The 16801-nt window shown below is 67.4% G+C and carries 16 protein-coding genes; 13 read left to right on the top strand and 3 right to left on the bottom strand.

The features are described 5' to 3' along the window. Positions 1–8: 8 nt before the first annotated feature. From ACFY1J_RS00795 to ACFY1J_RS00765, 7 genes are all read left to right on the top strand, one after another. On the top strand, positions 9–3170 hold the full coding sequence (locus ACFY1J_RS00795) for a DUF3427 domain-containing protein (RefSeq protein ID WP_390730337.1): 3162 nt from the start codon (positions 9–11) through the stop codon (positions 3168–3170). A 749-nt stretch (positions 3171–3919) separates the two neighbouring features. Further along, positions 3920–4126, top strand: a complete 207-nt coding sequence (locus ACFY1J_RS00790; protein WP_390730336.1) for a hypothetical protein — start codon at positions 3920–3922, stop codon at positions 4124–4126. Further along, a complete protein-coding gene (locus ACFY1J_RS00785) occupies positions 4110–4628 on the top strand; it encodes a DUF6879 family protein (protein ID WP_390730335.1) in 519 nt (172 codons plus the stop codon). The genes ACFY1J_RS00790 and ACFY1J_RS00785 overlap by 17 nt, the downstream gene beginning before the upstream one ends. Next, positions 4618–5448: a helix-turn-helix domain-containing protein gene (locus ACFY1J_RS00780; RefSeq protein WP_390730334.1), complete on the top strand. Its 831-nt coding sequence runs from the start codon at positions 4618–4620 to the stop codon at positions 5446–5448. The genes ACFY1J_RS00785 and ACFY1J_RS00780 overlap by 11 nt, the downstream gene beginning before the upstream one ends. Before the next feature lie 560 nt (positions 5449–6008). After that, the gene (locus ACFY1J_RS00775) at positions 6009–6233 is read left to right on the top strand and encodes a DUF397 domain-containing protein (RefSeq protein WP_390706823.1); all 225 of its coding nucleotides are present in this window, start codon (positions 6009–6011) and stop codon (positions 6231–6233) included. 93 nt (positions 6234–6326) lie between these two features. Continuing rightward, positions 6327–6809, top strand: a complete 483-nt coding sequence (locus tag ACFY1J_RS00770) for a hypothetical protein (protein WP_390706824.1) — start codon at positions 6327–6329, stop codon at positions 6807–6809. A 5-nt stretch (positions 6810–6814) separates the two neighbouring features. Beyond that, positions 6815–7426, top strand: coding sequence for a DUF5753 domain-containing protein (locus ACFY1J_RS00765; protein ID WP_390706979.1), 612 nt, complete (start codon positions 6815–6817; stop codon positions 7424–7426). Between the two features lie 31 nt (positions 7427–7457). Here the strand turns inward: ACFY1J_RS00765 and ACFY1J_RS00760 are convergent, their stop codons facing one another. Continuing rightward, on the bottom strand, positions 7458–8291 hold the full coding sequence (locus tag ACFY1J_RS00760; RefSeq protein WP_390730333.1) for an inositol monophosphatase family protein: 834 nt from the start codon (positions 8289–8291) through the stop codon (positions 7458–7460). A 168-nt stretch (positions 8292–8459) separates the two neighbouring features. Here ACFY1J_RS00760 and ACFY1J_RS00755 point away from each other — a divergent pair, with 168 nt between their 5' ends. Genes ACFY1J_RS00755 through ACFY1J_RS00745 form a run of 3 tightly spaced genes read left to right on the top strand, consistent with a single transcriptional unit; the run spans position 8460 to position 10576 of the window. After that, positions 8460–9203, top strand: a complete 744-nt coding sequence (locus tag ACFY1J_RS00755; protein WP_390706826.1) for an SDR family oxidoreductase — start codon at positions 8460–8462, stop codon at positions 9201–9203. Between the two features lie 11 nt (positions 9204–9214). Further along, positions 9215–10237, top strand: coding sequence for a sigma-70 family RNA polymerase sigma factor (locus ACFY1J_RS00750; RefSeq protein WP_390706980.1), 1023 nt, complete (start codon positions 9215–9217; stop codon positions 10235–10237). A 36-nt stretch (positions 10238–10273) separates the two neighbouring features. Then, on the top strand, positions 10274–10576 hold the full coding sequence (locus tag ACFY1J_RS00745) for a hypothetical protein (RefSeq protein ID WP_390706827.1): 303 nt from the start codon (positions 10274–10276) through the stop codon (positions 10574–10576). 24 nt (positions 10577–10600) lie between these two features. Here the strand turns inward: ACFY1J_RS00745 and ACFY1J_RS00740 are convergent, their stop codons facing one another. Further along, the gene (locus ACFY1J_RS00740) at positions 10601–11575 is read right to left on the bottom strand and encodes a GlxA family transcriptional regulator (RefSeq protein ID WP_390730332.1); all 975 of its coding nucleotides are present in this window, start codon (positions 11573–11575) and stop codon (positions 10601–10603) included. Between the two features lie 154 nt (positions 11576–11729). Between ACFY1J_RS00740 and ACFY1J_RS00735 the strand changes: the two genes are divergently transcribed. Together ACFY1J_RS00735 and ACFY1J_RS00730 are read left to right on the top strand one after the other, a co-directional pair. Continuing rightward, complete coding sequence (locus ACFY1J_RS00735; protein WP_390706829.1) at positions 11730–12179, top strand: hypothetical protein; 450 nt, start codon at positions 11730–11732, stop codon at positions 12177–12179. Positions 12180–12219: 40 nt separating this feature from the next. Continuing rightward, on the top strand, positions 12220–13704 hold the full coding sequence (locus ACFY1J_RS00730; protein WP_390730331.1) for an alginate lyase family protein: 1485 nt from the start codon (positions 12220–12222) through the stop codon (positions 13702–13704). Positions 13705–13915: 211 nt separating this feature from the next. On the opposite strand, the gene ACFY1J_RS00725 is transcribed toward ACFY1J_RS00730, so the two are convergent. Beyond that, on the bottom strand, positions 13916–15178 hold the full coding sequence (locus ACFY1J_RS00725; RefSeq protein ID WP_390706830.1) for a DUF445 domain-containing protein: 1263 nt from the start codon (positions 15176–15178) through the stop codon (positions 13916–13918). Positions 15179–15444: 266 nt separating this feature from the next. On the opposite strand from ACFY1J_RS00725, the gene ACFY1J_RS00720 reads away from it, so the two are divergent. Beyond that, the gene (locus ACFY1J_RS00720; RefSeq protein WP_390706831.1) at positions 15445–16779 is read left to right on the top strand and encodes an SGNH/GDSL hydrolase family protein; all 1335 of its coding nucleotides are present in this window, start codon (positions 15445–15447) and stop codon (positions 16777–16779) included. The last annotated feature ends 22 nt before the right edge of the window (positions 16780–16801 follow it).

The raw sequence follows: 16801 nt of genomic DNA, 5'->3' as shown, positions 1-16801 counted from the left end.
GAACTAGCGTGCCTGAGCCGGAAGAGCTGTTGCACCCTGCCGCAGGTGTGTACGAGGAGTTGATCACCCTGCGGGTCGAGCAGCGACTCAAGGAGCTCAGCGACCTCGGCTGGCGCCCAGTGATCGACTCCGTAGGTGCTGAATCAGTTCCTCACGTCCTGGCAGCACATGTCGCCGGAACAGTGCGACGCGTGCTCCAAGGTCTGCCGGCCGAGGAGCGGGTCCATGCGGCCAACCACATCTTGGAGTCCATCAGCACACTTGAGGGGGCCAGGGAGTGGGTAGATCTTGTGTCGGATGGCCCTCGCCAACTGCTAGCGCTCACACGGCAGGAGGCTCAAGGTGTCTTCGCCGTCCGGCCCGCCACCCCGCTCTCCGAGACGGCTCTCCTGACGAACTCCCCGGAAGACCCGAGCCTCGGCTTCGAACTGCGTGCCGAACTCGCCACGGCAGACCGCGTCGATCTGCTCTGCGCGTTCGTGAAATGGCACGGCTTGCGGATCATCGAGCCGTCGCTGAGGGCCGCCCATGAGAGGGGTGTGCCGATACGGGTCATCACAACGACCTACATCGGGGCAACAGAACGGCGCGCGTTGGACCGGTTGGTAGAAGAGTTCAACGCCCAGGTCAAGGTCAACTACGAGACCCGGTCCACGCGACTCCATGCCAAGGCCTGGCTGTTCCGTCGCAGAAGCAGCTACGACACTGCCTATGTCGGCAGCTCCAACCTGTCCAAGGCTGCGCTACTGGACGGCTTGGAGTGGAACGTACGACTGTCCTCCGTCGCCACACCCGATGTAATGCGCAAGTTCGAGGCCACCTTCGAGGCCTATTGGAATGATCCGTCCTTCGAGACGTACGACCCCGACGCCGACGGCGGTCGCCTCCAAGAGGCATTGGCGATCGCGGGCGGTACGTCATCGACGGCCACCGCCGACCGCGGGATCACCCTGTCCGGTCTAGAAGTTCGGCCGTATCCGCACCAGCGCGACATGCTGGAGCGGCTGGACGTCGAGCGGGATGTGCACGAGAGGCACCAGAATCTACTCGTCGCCGCTACCGGCACCGGCAAGACAGTGATGGCGGCGCTCGACTACAAGCAGCTGCGGAAGGAGCACGGCCGTGACCTGCGTCTACTGTTCGTCGCTCATCGCAGGGAGATCTTGCAGCAGTCCCTCCGGACCTACCAAGATGTCCTGGTGGACCCGAACTTCGGCGAGTCCCTCCACAGCGGTGAGATCCCGGAGCGATGGACGCATGTGTTCGCCAGCGTGCAGTCCTTGAATACGCGCACCCTCGACCGGCTCGCCCCTGATCACTTCGATGTGATCGTGATCGACGAGTTCCACCACGGGACTTCACCGACGTACCGGAAGATCCTCGATCACTTCGAGCCGCTGGAGCTGCTGGGGCTCACTGCGACGCCTGAGCGCATGGACGGCAAGAACGTCCAGGACGAATTCTTCGGTGGGCGGATCGCTGCTGAGATGCGGTTGTGGGAGGCGCTGGAGAATGACCTCCTCAGCCCCTTCCACTACTTCGGCATCAGTGACAACACCGATCTCAGCGCCATCGAGTGGAAGCGCGGGGCGTATGACCCCAGCGCCTTGAGCGACACGCTGTCGGGTGACGGGCGGCGTGCAGCGCTGGTCGTGAAGGCTGTCCGGGAGAAGATCGCTGAGCCGAGTTCCATGCGAGCGTTGGGATTCTGCGTTTCCGTGCCACACGCGCACTTCATGGCGGAGTCCTTCCGTACGGCCGGCCTCAGTGCCATCGCCTTGTCCGGCGAGAATCCCACCGAGCAGCGCATGCAGGCACTGGCCGACCTGCGGTCGGGGGCCCTGCAGGTGATCTTCTCGGTCGACCTCCTCAACGAGGGGCTCGACATCCCTGACGTAGACACGCTGCTCCTGCTCCGCCCAACCTCTAGCGCGACCGTGTTCCTCCAACAACTCGGCCGGGGCCTGCGACGCACGGAGGATAAGGCGGTACTCACCGTGCTCGATTTCATCGGGCAGCACCGCAAGGAGTTCCGCTTCGAGAACCAGTTCCGGGCGCTCACCAACCTGACCCGCAAGCGCCTGCTGGACAACATCGAGCATGACTTCCCGCAGCTACCGTCCGGCTGCCAGATCATCCTTGAAGAGAAGGCGAAGAAAACCATCATCGCCAACATCAAGGAGCAGATCGGCGTCAACGTCACTGCCCTGGCCCGCGAGGTCGCTGACTACGCCGAGCCCACGCTCAGTCGTTATCTGGACGAGAGCGGCCGCGAGCTTAGGGAGCTCTACCGCGGCAACGGCAACTCCTGGACTGGACTCCTCCGCCGTTCCGGACTCCTCAAAGGTGACGCGTCCGAAGGTGAAGCGGCACTCCTCAAGCGCGTCGCTTCCTTCCTCCACGTGGACGACCCTTTGCGCGTGGCCGCGTACACCCGGATGTTGGAAGATGACGCTCCCACCTATAGCGAGCTCGACGAGCAGGGGCAGGCGTACGCCCGCATGCTCTTCTTCCAGCTCTGGCCGCTGGGCGGCGTGACGCGGAAGGGATTTGCACACTACGACGCCGGGTTCGCGACGCTGCGCAAGCAGCATGCAGTGCGGAATGAGCTGCGTCAGGTGCTGCAGTACAACCTCGCCCACACCGAGCACGTTCCGATCCCGCTCCTGGGAATGGGCGGCCACGCCGGCATCCCGCTGACCGTGCACGCTTCTTACACCCGCGAGGAAATCCTGCCCGCTCTCGGCCAGTCCGCCATCGGCGGCTTCATGCCAGGAGACTTCCGCGAGGGGGTGAAGTGGTGCGAATCGATCAAGACCGACGCACTGCTGATCACCCTGGACAAAGACGAAAAGGACTTCTCCTCACAGACCCGCTACCACGACTACGCACTGAGCGAGACCCTCTTCCACTGGGAGTCCCAGAACCAGACGTCGGACACCTCCCCCACCGGCCTGCGCTATCAGCACCACGCTGCGGAGGGCAGCCACGTACTGCTCTTTGTCCGCCGTTACAAGAACACGGACATCGGCGGTGCACAGCCGTGGATGCTCCTGGGGCCGGCTGAGTACATGGAGCACGCTGGAAGCAAGCCGATGGCGATCACATGGAAGCTGAAGTACGAGATCCCGGCGGACGTCTGGACGTACTCGGCGATTGCAACTGCGTGACGTGTCATGGCGATTCACTCACCACATCGAACTCGGCCTCGAAGTACATCTGAGCGCGATCCATAGCCTCATTCGCATCGCAACCGTGCGCCCGGAGCCAGTGGAGGAGATCGGTAATGACATCCAATGGCGGCTTCCTCCGCCACGGCCATGCTCAGCACGCTCGGAGCTGTCGCCTGCCGATGCCGCGTCGCCGTGTAGAGACCGAGAAGAGCCTCGACTGGGGTCACGCGCGCACCGCCGCAATGCCCCGTCGCGGAGGACAACCCGGTGGCGAGCTCGCCCGTGATAGCTATCCAGGCTCAGGCATGGCGAGCCTTTACGTGCGCGTTGGGGCGGGGGGAACTGGGAGTGCGATGAGGCCGGGATGCCCCCTCGCAGCCCGAGCAATCGGTGCTCGCGACCATAACGGGCGAGTGGCACTACAGCCGAAGGCTTGCCCTCGGCAGCTACGTGGCTATGACTGCCCGACTGGCTGACGGCGGCAGTTCCGGGGAAGCCTCACACACATTGCCTGCCTCACCGGCGTCAGTTCGCCCTCATCTGCTGATTCGGCTCGTTCCCAGCCGCTGCTGGCCATGAATAGATCACGTGAGCATCCCACCTGCGGCCGGATGAGTCGACACCGTGACAAGATCATCTACCCCAGTACGGGAATATTTCCATGGCGTCATAGACGGCTCCCGCGTACCTCGCCTAGCGTCGTCCCGGAGGCAGGGAGCGGCCCTGCCCGACGTGCAGGGGGCACAATGGCGCGTGAGGAACTGACCCGGCTGACTGGCAACGGGAACGGGGAGTGCGGGGGCGACGACTGCCCCAACGTCTACCGGACAGTCTCAGGGTCGTTCGTCATCCAAGGAGGCGCGTCAAGCGCCTTCGACCCCCCGGAAGGGGAAGCGCTCGTGGAGATCCCGGAGGCGGTTTTGAGGGAGGCTGTCCGTGCTCTTGGCTGGTGAGGACTGGCGGAAGGCCTTCGACGCCATGCGACAGGAAGCGTGGCGTCTGGAGACTCTGCCTGTCTATCGCGTGCCGCAAGAAGAAGAGGCGATTCGCCGGTTCCTTGCTGGGGAGCCGGTCACGCGCGAAGCGACACAGCCTTGGTTTGATCGAGTCAAGGCGTACGCGGCCGGCGACCGCAGTGTTGGGCGAGTGCACATCGTGACTCAGCCCCTCACCGACTACCTCCGCTTCGAGTTCGAGTACTACCGTCACAACGTCGAGGCCGGTGAGGTCATCCGAATCCTTGACGTGACCAACCGTCCCAACCCCCTTGATGGGGTTCAGGACTTCTGGATGTTCGACCGTTCCCGGATTGTGCTCATGCACTACGAGCCGGACGGGACGCAGATCAGCCGAGAGGTGTACGAAGGCGACCCGGAGCCATATCGGGAGTACCAGCGCATCGCCCTCGCGGAATCGGTGCCCTTCGAGGAGTACGTGAAGGGCCTTGACGCTTGACGCTGAGCAGCTGGGACAATCAAAGGCCGACCTGGCCGAAACACTGAGAACGCTGCGCAAGCGAGCCGGACTGTCCCAAGTCCGGCTCGCGAAGCGTTGCAACGTGTCTCAATCCAAGATCAGTAAGATCGAAACCGGTGAGATCACACCGAGCCTGGTCGATGTCGAACTCATCTTGCGGGCAGCTGGAGCCTCCGAGCAATTGGTGGCCGAAGTCACGGCTCTGGCTCGGCTGGCAAATACCGAATGGCAGCCCATCCGCTCATCTTGGCGGCGCGGCCTGGAGAAGCGTCAGGCAGAATTGGCTGGCCTGGAAGCCGAGGCCAGGGAGCTTCGTTACTTCCTACCCGCGATGATCACGGGCCTGTTGGCCACGCCCGAGTACATCCGGGCCAGCCTCGAATATTCACCCGGAGATATCTCGAAGACAGTGGCCCGAAAGCTGGAGAGACAGACAGTCCTCTACGACGCCACAAAGAGCTTCACCTTCCTGCTCACGGAACAGGCTATCAGGTGGGCCGTGGTGCCCCCGCCCGCCATGGCTGTGCAGATCGATCGTCTGGCGTCTCTGTCCCATCTACCCAACGTGCGAATAGGGCTCATATCCATGGGCACAGCTATAAGCCGTGGCCCCATGAACACCTTCACGATCTACGATGACAGGCTAACCACTGTTGAGACGTTTACCGGGCGCACAGTGTTCCGCGACTCTCGCGATATTACTGAACATCTGAATGTTTTCAAGCAATACGAGCGCAAAGCACAGTTCGGAGATGCCGCCAGGGCCCTTCTTCAGGAATGGGCGAGCCTCTACCGTTGATCTTTAGTAGACATCGGGAATAACGCTCAGCTTCGCCCGCCAACCGGTCGATCATGGATAGAGCATGAGACCAGGGAGGACTGATGGCGGGTGCGCAGACGCCCCAGGGATATGGGCTTACGGAACTTCGTTCGGAACCGAAAGCGGTACCGGGATGCAGAGCGTGTCTCGATATTTGTGCACGCCGGGATAATGTTCGTTCCAGCGGCAACTACAGCGCCGTTTCTGACGTGAACGTGGAACTCCATCGGCATCAAGATGAGGCGCACTCGTTATGAGCAAGGGACCAAGCGAAAGTGCCATTTTTGACCAGCCCTTGATGACGATACGAGTCTCTTACGACTCCGGGCAGACCTGGGAGCCAGAGCGGACCGTGTTCAACTCCGACGATCTCCCTCCACTGGTCACGGCGGAATGGCCTCCGTGCAGGTGCCCGCGCTGCATGGGACGCAGAAGTTCCTCTGACCTCTGAGGCACCGGCCTCCAATCCATGAACTCCCGCCCACCCCGGGCGGCGGCGGTCAGTCACGGCCGCGACAGCTGAGCAGGAAGGTGCAGCAATGCTGGACGGAACCAAACTGTACGGGCTCGACATCAGCGGGGCCTCCTTCGTGAAGGCGTGCGGAGGTCCATGTACCGAGGGATGCGTGACCCTGGCGCGGATCGGCGACGACGCCTGGGCTCTGGGTGACAGCAAGCGGCCCGGCGCAGAGCCACTGCGGTTCACCACGGAGGAACTCGACGCCGCCGGCATCGATCCGGCGAGGTTCGGGCTCTCGGTCTGAGCGCTCCCCCCGGCCGGTCCCGGTTTCTGCTTGGAGCCGGGACCGGTTCCCCTTCGATCTTCGGCACCCAAGACACCAAACGGGGAACGACCAGTGCACCACCACGGCTATCTCTGGGTCGGGACGAAAGAGCACTTCGATGAGGAAGCCCTACGGCGACCTCCGTATCCGGAGCCGCCTCCAGCCGGAAGCAGACCCGAGCTGCTCCAGCGCTACCGCGAGGTCGCGGCGGAGTTCCCGATCGTGGATCTGCCGCCACTGGAAACGGCGTACTGGCTCGTCAAACCGCGTTCCGTGGTTCGTGGCACGTGGGATGAGTCCAAGGAGGCGGCCGTGTGGCTCGGGGAGCGCGTGGCCGAGTACGCGCCTCGATTCGCCTCCGATCGGGACCGCGACACCACCGAGGTGGCGTTGCTGGTCAACTCCACCGCTGAGAGGCTGAGTTCCGGAGTCGACGTGTCACTCGGCTTCTACCTTGAACGGCCCTCGTATCTGTCACTCGCGGTGGTGACGTGTTCCCCGAACCGTGCAAAGCCTGAGCTGGCATGTCCCGTCGAGCAAGGAGATACACCGTGACCAGCATGATTCCCTGGCAGCAGCGACTGTCCACGGGCACGGAAGACATCCAGGACGAAGTGATCTCCTGGTACCAGCAGACGCGGCACGGCAGGGCTTACATCCCCACCATGATCTGGGGGACGCTTCAGACCGAGGCCTACGCAACAGTCATCCTCCGCCAAGTCGTCGATTTTCTCGGGGTTCCGGACGATGTTCCCGCGGGCGTGGCCAAGCGGATGGAGCGGCAGAAGGTGTTGTACGACGGGGAGCATCACTACGAGGTGATCCTCGGCGAACAAGCCCTGTACACGAACGTCGGAGGGGCGAAGGTCATGCGGGAGCAGATGGAGCGGCTCCTTCGGGACCGAGATCTCCCCTCGCTCTCCCTCGGCATCCTCGCCGCTACCGCGGAGGTGGGTGTTGTTCCCATGCCTGCCTTCAACATGCACGGCGAGGGCCGAGTGCACTACGAACTCGTCTCCTGCGGCGTGGACATCACCGACTCCGCCGAACTCGCCCTCCATGACAAGGCCTTCGGTGCCCTACGCGGTGCCACGTCGTACGGGGACGCGGCGCGGAAACTAATCACCAAAGCGCTCGATTTCTGGAGCCGCGGCGGTTCTGCCGCGAAGTAGATTCAGTCGTGCTGTGAGCGCCTGTTCGCTGTCACGCCTCCCCGCCCTGGGCAGCGTGCCATAGCCCGGCCATCTCCCCCGCCACCCCTGGCGCCGCCAACAGCAACGGCTCGTCGTATGCAGGCACGGGCGGGAGTGCCACCGCTCCCGCCTCCGTCGCGATCAGGTACGCCGGTAGCCCGTCCACCGCGTGGAATTCGCCGATCGCCGCGGCGGTGGCTCGGCCTGCGGCTACCTGGGAGAGGGAGAGTGCTGTCGAGCCCATCACCCTTGTCGTGCAGTGGCGGTGTGACAGGGCCGCCAGAAGAGAGTCCAGGCCCGGCCAGTGGGCGTGGGCTGCCCATTCCGTCAGGAAGATGTGGCCCGTGAGGGTGGTGTGGGCGGCTGCGTGGATGGGGGTGCCGTTCAGGTGGGCGCCTCTGCCTCGGATTGCTGTGAAGGTCTCTCCGCGCCAGGGGTCTGCCACCAAGCCGAGCAAGGGTGTGCCGTCGGGGGCTGCCAGGCCCAGGGAGAAGGAGCACCAGCCGATGCCGTGGGCGTAGTTCGTGGTGCCGTCCACCGGGTCCACCACCCAGTACGGGGCGTTCGGGGTGGCCGGCTCGTGGGTGCCGTACTCCTCGCCCTCGATGCCGTGCGTTGGGAAGGCTGATCGTAGGACTGCGCGGACGTGGGTCTCGATCGTCTCGTCCGTCTGCGTGACGATGTCCGCCGGGCTTGCCTTCTCTCGTACTTCGCCGGCACGCGGGTGGCGGATCGTCTGCGATGCCCAGGCGGCCAGGTCTGTCGCGATCGTCAGGGCTCGGTCGAGGTCCAGGGCGTCGTCAGTCGGGTATTGAGCGGGGTCGTCGCGGTCGCGGTCGTTCACCGTGCCACCGTCTTGTAGAGGTACGTCTGCTGTCCAGCCGTGGGCTGCGGTGTGGGCCCAGTGGCTTGCGGGTGGGTGGCCGAAAACTTTTTGGGGTTCGGCGACGGATTTTCCGGTGGCGGCTGGTCTTGATGTGGAACGCAAGCTGCTACCCACTGGGAGTGCCTGATGTCCGAGACAACCTTTGAGACCGCCGTCGTCACCGGTGCCAGCCGTGGCTTCGGGCGGGCCATTGCCGCCGCTCTCGTCGCCGGGGGGACCCGCGTCGTCGGGGTCGCCCGTGACGAGGGGGAGCTGGGTGCCGTACGTGAGGTGCTCGGTGAGGAGTTCATTGCCGTCGTCGGCGATGCCGCCGATGAGGGTCTCGTGCGGGACGTGATCCGTGAGTACCGGCCCGGGCTGCTCGTGCTCAACGCCGGGGCCACCCCACGCATGGCTCCCCTGCAGGAGCAGACCTGGGAGACGTTCAGTCGGAACTGGCACGTCGATACCCGGCATGCATTCCTCTGGATGCGGGCCGCGCTGCTGGAGCCGCTGGCGCCGGGGAGTGTCGTCGTCGCCATGTCGAGTGGGGCCGCTCTGGCCGGGTCTCCGCTGAGTGGTGGGTACGCCAGTGCCAAGCAGGCCATCCGGTATATGCGGGGGTATGCGGCGGAGGAATCGGAGAAAGGTGGGCTTGGTATTCGGTTCGTCGCGCTGCTTCCGCAGCTGACTCCGGCCACCGGGCTCGGCTCCGTCGGAGTCGCGGGGTATGCCGCCCGGCAGGGGGTCGACCCGGACACCTTTGTAGAAGGGCTTGAGTCGGTTCTCAGTCCTGAGCAGGTCGCCAAGGCCGTCATCCACGTCGCCGGGGACTCCGGCAGCGCCGCGGAGTACCGGGTCAGCGGTGCCGGGCTGCGCCCGCTCGACTGAATCGCGTGACAATGGAATTCGCCGCACCACGGGGAGTGGCCGCGATGCCGTCCCACACCGACTTCGCCACCCTGGTCGAGCCCTATCGGCCCGAGCTGCTCGCGCACTGCTACCGGATTCTTGGGTCGATTCACGACGCCGAGGACCTGGTGCAGGAGACCTATCTGCGGGCCTGGCGGGGGTACGGGCGGTTCGAGGGGCGCTCCTCGGTGCGGCGGTGGCTTTACAAGATCGCGACCATGGCCTGTCTCACGGCCCTGGAAACGCGGTCCCGGCGGCCGCTCCCGTCAGGGCTGGGCGCGCCCTCGGACGATCACCGGGTTGCCGTGGCCGACCGTGATCCTTCGGTGCCGTGGCTCCAGCCGGCGCCCGACTCGCTGTTCGGTGCCGGAGACCCGGCAGCCGTCGTGGCGGGGCGGAGCGGAGTGCGGCTCGCCTTCATCGCCGCGCTTCAACTGCTGAGCGCGCGGCAGCGGGCCGTGCTGACCCTGCGCGACGTGCTGGCCTTCCGGACGGTCGAGGTCGCCGAGATTCTCGATACGACGACCGCCGCCGTCGACAGTGCGCTGCGTCGGGCTCGGGCCCGGCTGGCCGAGGCCGGGCCGGTCGAGGATGACTTGGGCGAGCCGGATGAGGGGGCGCGACGGGAGCTGCTCGACCGTTATGTCGACGCGTTCACCCGCGCCGACGCCGACGCGCTGGTGGAGCTGTTGCGGGCCGACGTCGAGATGGAGATGCCGCCGATCCCTACCTGGTTCACCGGGCGGCAGGCCGTCATCGGCTTCCTGAGCGGTCGGGTCCTGCGCGGGGGCCGGTGGCGGATGGTGCCCACCCGGGCCAACGGGCAGCCCGCCCTCGTCGTCCACAAGCAGGTGGGTGGCGGTCGGTACGAGGCTTACGGTGTCCAGGTGCTGACCCTGATCGGAGAGCGGATCGCTCGTATCACGGCCTTCAACGATCCAAGTCTGGTGCGCGTCTTTGCCCAGTCCGGTCCGTCCGCGCCCGTGGACGGTGCGGCCCCGCGTCGGCGTTAGCCTCGGGGCACCGGACAAGGACAGAAGGAGGCAGGCATGGCTAAGGTTCCCAGCTCGGTGATTGCCGCGGGCGGGCTCGTCGGAGGGTACGGCGTTGCCCGCTGGACCAAGAAGCGGCCGCTGGGCGGGGTCGTACTGGCCGTCGCCGGGGCGGCCGCCGCTCAGCAGTGGCGGGCGCAGGCCGGCGCGAAGGCCGCGGGGGCGCTGAGCGCCGCGTATGTCGCAGCCTTCGCCGGGTCGCACCCGCTGGCCAAGAAGGTCGGCGCCTGGCCGTCCGTCCTCGGCGTCGCGAGCGCCGTCGCCCTGGCCTCCTGGGCCGTCGCCGACCGCCGGGCCTGACAGCAAGGCGGACAGCAGGGGGGCTCAGGCGGTCGGTAGCGGCTCGCCCTCCGTCCGCTTGAACGCCCGTCGGTATGCCTGCGGGCTCGTCCCAACCACCCGCCGGAACCGTTCCCGGAAGGCCGTCGGGGAGCCGAAACCGGCCTGGGTGGCGATGCGTTCGACGGGGTGCGCGGTGTTCTCCAGCAGGTACTGCGCACGCCGCACCCGCGCCCGGTGCAGCCACTGCAAGGGCGTCGTGCCGGTCTGTTCTCGGAAGCGGCGGTTGAGGGTACGGGTGCTCATGCCCGCCTGTGCGGCGATCTCGTCCAGGGTGAAGTCCCGGTCGCAGTTGTCCTCCAGCCAGCCCAGCAGCGGCTCCAGGGTCGCGCCGGCCGGGGCCGGGGGCTGGTCGTGGACGATGAACTGGGCCTGCCCGCCCTCCCGTTCGAGGGGCATGACGCACATGCGGGCGGCGTGCGCGGCGACCGCCGAGCCGTGGTCCGTGCGGATCATGTGCAGACACATGTCCATCGCGGCGGCCGCGCCCGCCGAGGTGAGGAACTGTCCGTTGTCGACGTACAGGACGTTCGGGTCGACGGTCACCTCCGGGTGCATCGCGGCCAGGTCCCGGGCCGCGGCCCAGTGCGTCGTCGCGCGCAGCCCGTCCAGCAGGCCCGTCGCCGCGAAGACGAACGCACCCACACAGATCGAGGCGATGCGCGTGCCGTTCGCCGCCGCGGCGCGCACCGCCTGCGCGACCTCCGGCGCCGGCGGGACCGTGGGGTCGGCGACCCCGGGCAGGATGATCGTGTCGGCCTCGGCCAGCTCCTCCAGCCCGTACGGCGCCCGCACCGTGAACGCCCCGGCCGCCACGCTCACCTCCTCCGCGGGCGAGCACACCCGCACCCGGTAGGCGGGCCGGCCGTCCGGCAGCCGGGCCCAGCCGAAGGCGTCGATCGCGGCGGTGAGGTCGAACGGGATGACCTGGTCCAGCGCCAGTACGGCCACGGTGTGCATGGCAAGAAGGTAAACCTACGACGGATTGTCGCCAAGTGGGACGGCCTCGGGACGGCCTCTGCCTTGGTCTGTGGTCCTCAAGGTGGCGAGATTCCGTTGGCTCCTGGCAGTACTGCCACTTCTGCAAGATCCACGTGCCGCCTAGCGTCACCCCGTGACCAAGTTCCTCCTCGCCGTGCACGTGCTCGCGGCCATCGTCGCCGTCGGACCCGTCACCGTCGCGGCCAGCATGTTCCCGCCCGCCGCCCGCCGCGCCCTGGAGTCCCCGGATGATCCGCGGGCGACGGAGACCGTCGGGCTGCTGCACCGGATATGCCAGGTGTACGGCGTCGTCGGCGTCGTCGTTCCCGTCTTCGGGTTCGCCACCGCGAGCAATATGGGTGTGCTCGGCGATGCCTGGCTGATCGTGTCGATCGCGCTGACCGCCCTCGCCGCGCTCGTGCTGGTGGCGCTGGTACTTCCCCGGCAGAGCGCGCTCGTCGAGGGCGGCAGCACCCGGGAGGCGACCGTACGGCTCGCGATGTTCACGGGGCTGTTCAACCTGCTGTGGGCCACGGTCACGATCCTGATGATCGTGCGGCCCGGGTCTACCACGGGCGCCTGAGTTTCCGTTATCGGCTCCCGCCCCGGCCCGTCTCCCCGGCATGCACGTGACTCTAGAGATCAGCCGCCGGAACATGCTGAAGGCCACGGGAGCCGGGGCAGCCGCCATGGGTGCCGCCGCAGCCGGCGCGGCCGGGATCACCGCCACCCCTGCCGCGGCAGCGGACGCGGGGAGCGCCTTCGCACACCCCGGCCTGCTGCACACCCGTACCGATCTGGACCGCATGGCCGCCAAGGTGAAGGCGGGAGCCGCGCCCTATACGGCGGGCTTCGCCAAGCTGACCGCCAACCGGCATGCGCAGAGCGGCTGGCGGGCCAATCCGCAGGCGACGGTGTACCGGGGAGCGGGCAGCCCGCAGAACTACGCGATCCTCTACAACGACATCCACGCCGCCTACCAGAACGCCCTCCGCCACCACGTCAGCGGAGACAGCGGCGACAGCGCGCACGCCGACACCGCCGTGGCGATCCTCAACGCGTGGTCGGCGAAACTGACTTCGATCGGCGGGTCCGCGGACCGGTTCCTCGCGGCGGGGCTGTACGGCTACCAGTTCGCCAATGCCGCCGAACTCGTCCGCGACCACCCGGACTTCGACCTGGGCGCGGCGAAGAAGGTGCTGCTCGACGTCTTCCGTCCGCTCAGTGAGTCCTTCCTCGCCCGGCACAACGACGCCGTCGTCACCAACTACTGGCCCAACTGGGACCTCACCGCCCTCGCCTGCGTACTGGCCGTCGGCATCTTCTGCGACGACCACGCCAAGGTGGAACGGGCGGTGGAGTACTTCAAGCACGGTGCGGGGATGGGGTCTGTCCGCAACGCGATTCCGGTCGTGTACGACGACGGGCTCGCCGAGTGGGTGGAGGCCGGGCGTGACCAGGGGCATGCGCTGCTGGGTGTTGGGCTGATGGGCACCGTGTGCGAGATGGCCTGGAATCAGGGGATCGATCTGTACGGCTATGACGACAGCCGGTTCCTCAAGGGGGCGCAGTACGTGGCCAAGTGGAGTCTTGGTGGCGATGTGCCGTATACGCCCAACACTCGGAAGAAGGGGGCGCTGCATGGGTGGTCGGGGACTGAGAGCGCCAGTGCGGCGGCGGGTGTGGATCCGGCGATGACTCGGCCTATCTGGGCGATGATCTCCAACCATTACGCGAAGCGGCGGGGGTTGTCCGCGTCGTACGTCACCCGGATCGCGGCCAAGGCTTCGCCCGAGGGTGGGGGTGGGGACTATGGGCCCAACAGTGGGGGGTACGACCAGCTTGGCTTTGGGACGTTGGCGTTCACTCGGGATCGGGGGGCCGCGGGGGCGGGGGAGGCTTCGGGGGGTGGCTCAGGGGGCGGTGCTCGGGCGCAGTCGGGGGGTACTCCGTCGGCTGCCGCGGCCGGGACCGGTGGCGGGCGTGACCTTGCTGCCACCGGGTCCAGCGGTGTCGTGGGCTTGACCGCTGCTGCGGGGGTCACCGCCGTTGCTGGAGGGCTGCTTCTGCTGCGGCGGCGGGGGCGGGGTGGTCGCTCGGCTGAATAGGTGCCCTGTGCTGGTGCCGGGCGGGGGTGGGTCGCGCAGCCCGGCGCTGTCGGGGTGCCTCCCCCAAGCTCTCGGCTTCGCTCGAACAGGGGGGACCCCCATCGCCCACCCGTGCCGCCCCAGGCGGCACGACTGCCCGCAGTGAGGCGGCGTCGGCCGCCGCAGTCCGGGGGCGTTGGTCACCGCAGTTAGGCGGCCCCGGCCGCCTGAGTTACGCCCCTAGCCCCCGCGAGATCGTGTAGATCAGCAGGCCCGCCAGTGAGCCGACCACCGTGCCGTTGATTCGGATGAACTGGAGGTCGCGGCCGATGTGGGCCTCGATCTTGCGGGTTGTGTGTTCGGCGTCCCAGCTCGCCACCGTGTCGGTGATCAGGGAGGTGATCTCCTTGCGGTAGGTCGTCACGACGTGCACCGCGGCGCCCTCGACCCAGCTGTCGACCTTGTCCTGGACCTTGGGCTCGGTGGCCATCCGGGCGCCCAGGGACAGGAGGGAGGCGCGGACTCGTAGGCGCAGCTCGCTGCGCTCGTCCTCGGCCGCGGAGACGATCATGGATCGTACGGCCGTCCAGGCGGACGCGATCAGGTCCTGGACCTCGCCACGGCCCAGCACCTCGCCCTTGAGCCGCTCGACGCGCGCGCGGGTGTCGGTGTCGGACTGGAGGTCGGAGGCGAAGTCGGTGAGGAAGCGGTCGAGGGCGCCACGGGCGGGGTGGGAGGGCATGTCGCGCATCTCGGCGCAGAAGCGGAGCAGCTCCTTGTAGACGCGTTCGCCGACCTTCTTGTCGACGAAGCGCGGGGTCCAGCCGGGGGCGCCGCCCTGGACGGCGTCCATGACCTGGTCGTCGTGCAGGACGAGCCAGTCGTGGGCCCGGGAGACGACGAGATCGACGAAGCGTTTGTGGCCGCCGTTGGCGACGACCTTCTCCAGCATCTTCCCAATGCCGGGCGCGATCTCCTGGGCGTCGGCACGGCGGGTGATCGCCTCGCCGACCACCGCCTGGACGTCGGAGTCGCGCATGACCGTGAGGGCGCCGCGCAGGGCCGTGGCCAGCTCGGCCGTCACCCGGTCGGCGTGCTCCGGTTCCGCCAGCCAGGCGCCCAGGCGGCTGCCGATGCCGACGGCGCGCAGCCGCTGCCGTACGACATCCTCGGAGAGGAAGTTCTCGCCGACGAATTCGCCCAGGGAGACGCCCAGCTGATCCTTCTTGTTGGGGATGATCGCGGTGTGCGGAATGGGCACGCCGAGGGGGTGGCGGAAGAGCGCGGTGACCGCGAACCAGTCCGCCAGGGCGCCGACCATGCCGGCCTCGGCGGCCGCGGCCACGTAGTCCGCCCAGGGGCCGGCGCCCTGGCCGGAAGCCCATTTGGCGAGGGCGTACACCACCGCCACGAACAGCAGCATCCCGGTCGCCGTGAGTTTCATGCGCCGTACCCCGCGCTGCCGCTCCTCGTCGGCGGGAGTGAAGGCGCTCATGGATTTGTAGGACGGGGCGCTGGTCCGTGGTGCCGTTGCCACTTCCGTTTCCGTCGTTTCCGTACGTTCCATCTGCTCCACCCGTTCGGTGATCCCTCACACATTGTCCCTTCCTGACCGACTCCTGGAACGGAACAGGAGTTCCCGGCGTCTGTCAGAAAGGGGGTTTGGACAGGGTCCTGTCAGTTCTCCCGGACCCATGTCGGATCATGGACACAACAGATCGGAGCCCCGGGCTCCCAGTGCCCGAGGAGAACAACACCAGCATGACCAGGCGCCATGGCTATGCCCTGCTCAGTGCCGTCCTCGCGCTGGTCGTGGCCCTGTGCGCCGCCATCTTCGTCACGGTCGCGGCCGACGACGGCGTCCCGCTCGACGGTGGCGCGGGCCGCCCGCACCACGACGCCTCGGCCGCTCCCGCCTCCACCGGCACCTGGGTCGGCTCCTGGTCCACCTCCCCGGTCGGCGCCGAGCCGGGCACCGAGACCGACGGACTGGCGGGGCGTTCGGTGCGCAACGTCGTGCACGCGAGCGCCGGGGGTACGAGTGCCCGGATCACGCTGTCCAATCTCTACGGCCAGGCGCCGCTGACCATCAGCCACGCCTCGATCGCGGTCGCGGCCGGCGACGACACCGCGGCAGCCGCGGCACAGACGATGCGCCGGCTCACCTTCGGCGGCGGCCCCGACGTGGTCATACCGGCGGGCGGGCAGGTGCTGAGCGACGCCGTGCGCATCGCGCTACCGCGCGGGACGGACGTGCTGGTCACCACGTACTCCCCCGTCCCGTCGGGACCGGTCACCTACCACCCGCACGCGCGGCAGGTGTCGTACGTCGCCGAGGGCGACCACACGGAGGACCCGGCCGCCGCCCCGTACACCGAACAGACGCCGTACTGGCGCTATCTGACGGCCCTCGACGTGCTGAGCAACGAGTCCGACGGCACGGTCGTCGTGTTCGGCGACTCGATCACCGACGGGATCACCTCCACCGAGGGCGCCAACCACCGCTGGACGGACGTCCTTTCGGAGCGGCTGCGCACGGGGCTCGCCGATGGCCGCCGGGACGTGCCCCGCTACAGCGTCGTCAACCAGGGCATCAGCGGCAACCAGGTGCTCGCGAACGGACTCGGGCGGCCCGCCGACAACCAGAGCGGGCTCGGCCGTTTCGGCCGGGACGTGCTCTCCCGTACGAACGTCAAGGTCGTCGTCATCGAGCTGGGCGTCAATGACATCCTCAGGAACCCGCGCCTCGCCGACCCCGACCGGATCACCGACGGCCTGCGCACCCTCGTCCGCCAGGCCCACGCCCGCGGCCTCAAGGTCGTCGGCGCCACCCTGATGCCCTTCCAGGGCCACCGCGGGTACTCGCCGGCCCGGGAGGCGGTACGGCAGCAGGTCAACGCCCGGATCCGGGCCGGGCAGGTCTACGACGCGGTGGTCGACTTCGACCACGCCCTGCGTGACCCGTACAACCCGCGCAGGCTCCGCCCCGACTACGACTCGGGCGACCATCTCCACCCCAGCGACGAGGGCTTCCGGAAGATGGCGGAGGTCTTCGACCTGCGGGAGCTGAAGGGTGCGGGGCAGGCGGAGCTGTAGCCGGTACGGCGGCCCCGCTCAG

Origin of the sequence: Streptomyces sp. NPDC001406 (assembly GCF_042895285.1) — a bacterium.
Lineage (GTDB): Bacteria > Actinomycetota > Actinomycetes > Streptomycetales > Streptomycetaceae > Streptomyces.
Note: the sequence above shows the minus strand (reverse complement) of the source record. Positions and strands in the feature narration are given on the sequence as shown.

Excerpts from the sequence above, each read along its gene's own strand:
- ACFY1J_RS00790 (WP_390730336.1), top strand. The coding sequence starts at position 3,920 with ATGGCGCGTGAGGAACTGACCCGGCTGACTGGCAACGGGAACGGGGAG.
- ACFY1J_RS00775 (WP_390706823.1), top strand. The coding sequence starts at position 6,009 with ATGCTGGACGGAACCAAACTGTACGGGCTCGACATCAGCGGGGCCTCC.
- ACFY1J_RS00765 (WP_390706979.1), top strand. The coding sequence starts at position 6,815 with ATGATTCCCTGGCAGCAGCGACTGTCCACGGGCACGGAAGACATCCAG.
- ACFY1J_RS00755 (WP_390706826.1), top strand. The coding sequence starts at position 8,460 with ATGTCCGAGACAACCTTTGAGACCGCCGTCGTCACCGGTGCCAGCCGT.
- ACFY1J_RS00750 (WP_390706980.1), top strand. The coding sequence starts at position 9,215 with ATGGAATTCGCCGCACCACGGGGAGTGGCCGCGATGCCGTCCCACACC.
- ACFY1J_RS00745 (WP_390706827.1), top strand. The coding sequence starts at position 10,274 with ATGGCTAAGGTTCCCAGCTCGGTGATTGCCGCGGGCGGGCTCGTCGGA.
- ACFY1J_RS00740 (WP_390730332.1), bottom strand. The coding sequence starts at position 11,575 with ATGCACACCGTGGCCGTACTGGCGCTGGACCAGGTCATCCCGTTCGAC.
- ACFY1J_RS00730 (WP_390730331.1), top strand. The coding sequence starts at position 12,220 with ATGCACGTGACTCTAGAGATCAGCCGCCGGAACATGCTGAAGGCCACG.
- ACFY1J_RS00725 (WP_390706830.1), bottom strand. The coding sequence starts at position 15,178 with ATGAGCGCCTTCACTCCCGCCGACGAGGAGCGGCAGCGCGGGGTACGG.
- ACFY1J_RS00720 (WP_390706831.1), top strand. The coding sequence starts at position 15,445 with ATGACCAGGCGCCATGGCTATGCCCTGCTCAGTGCCGTCCTCGCGCTG.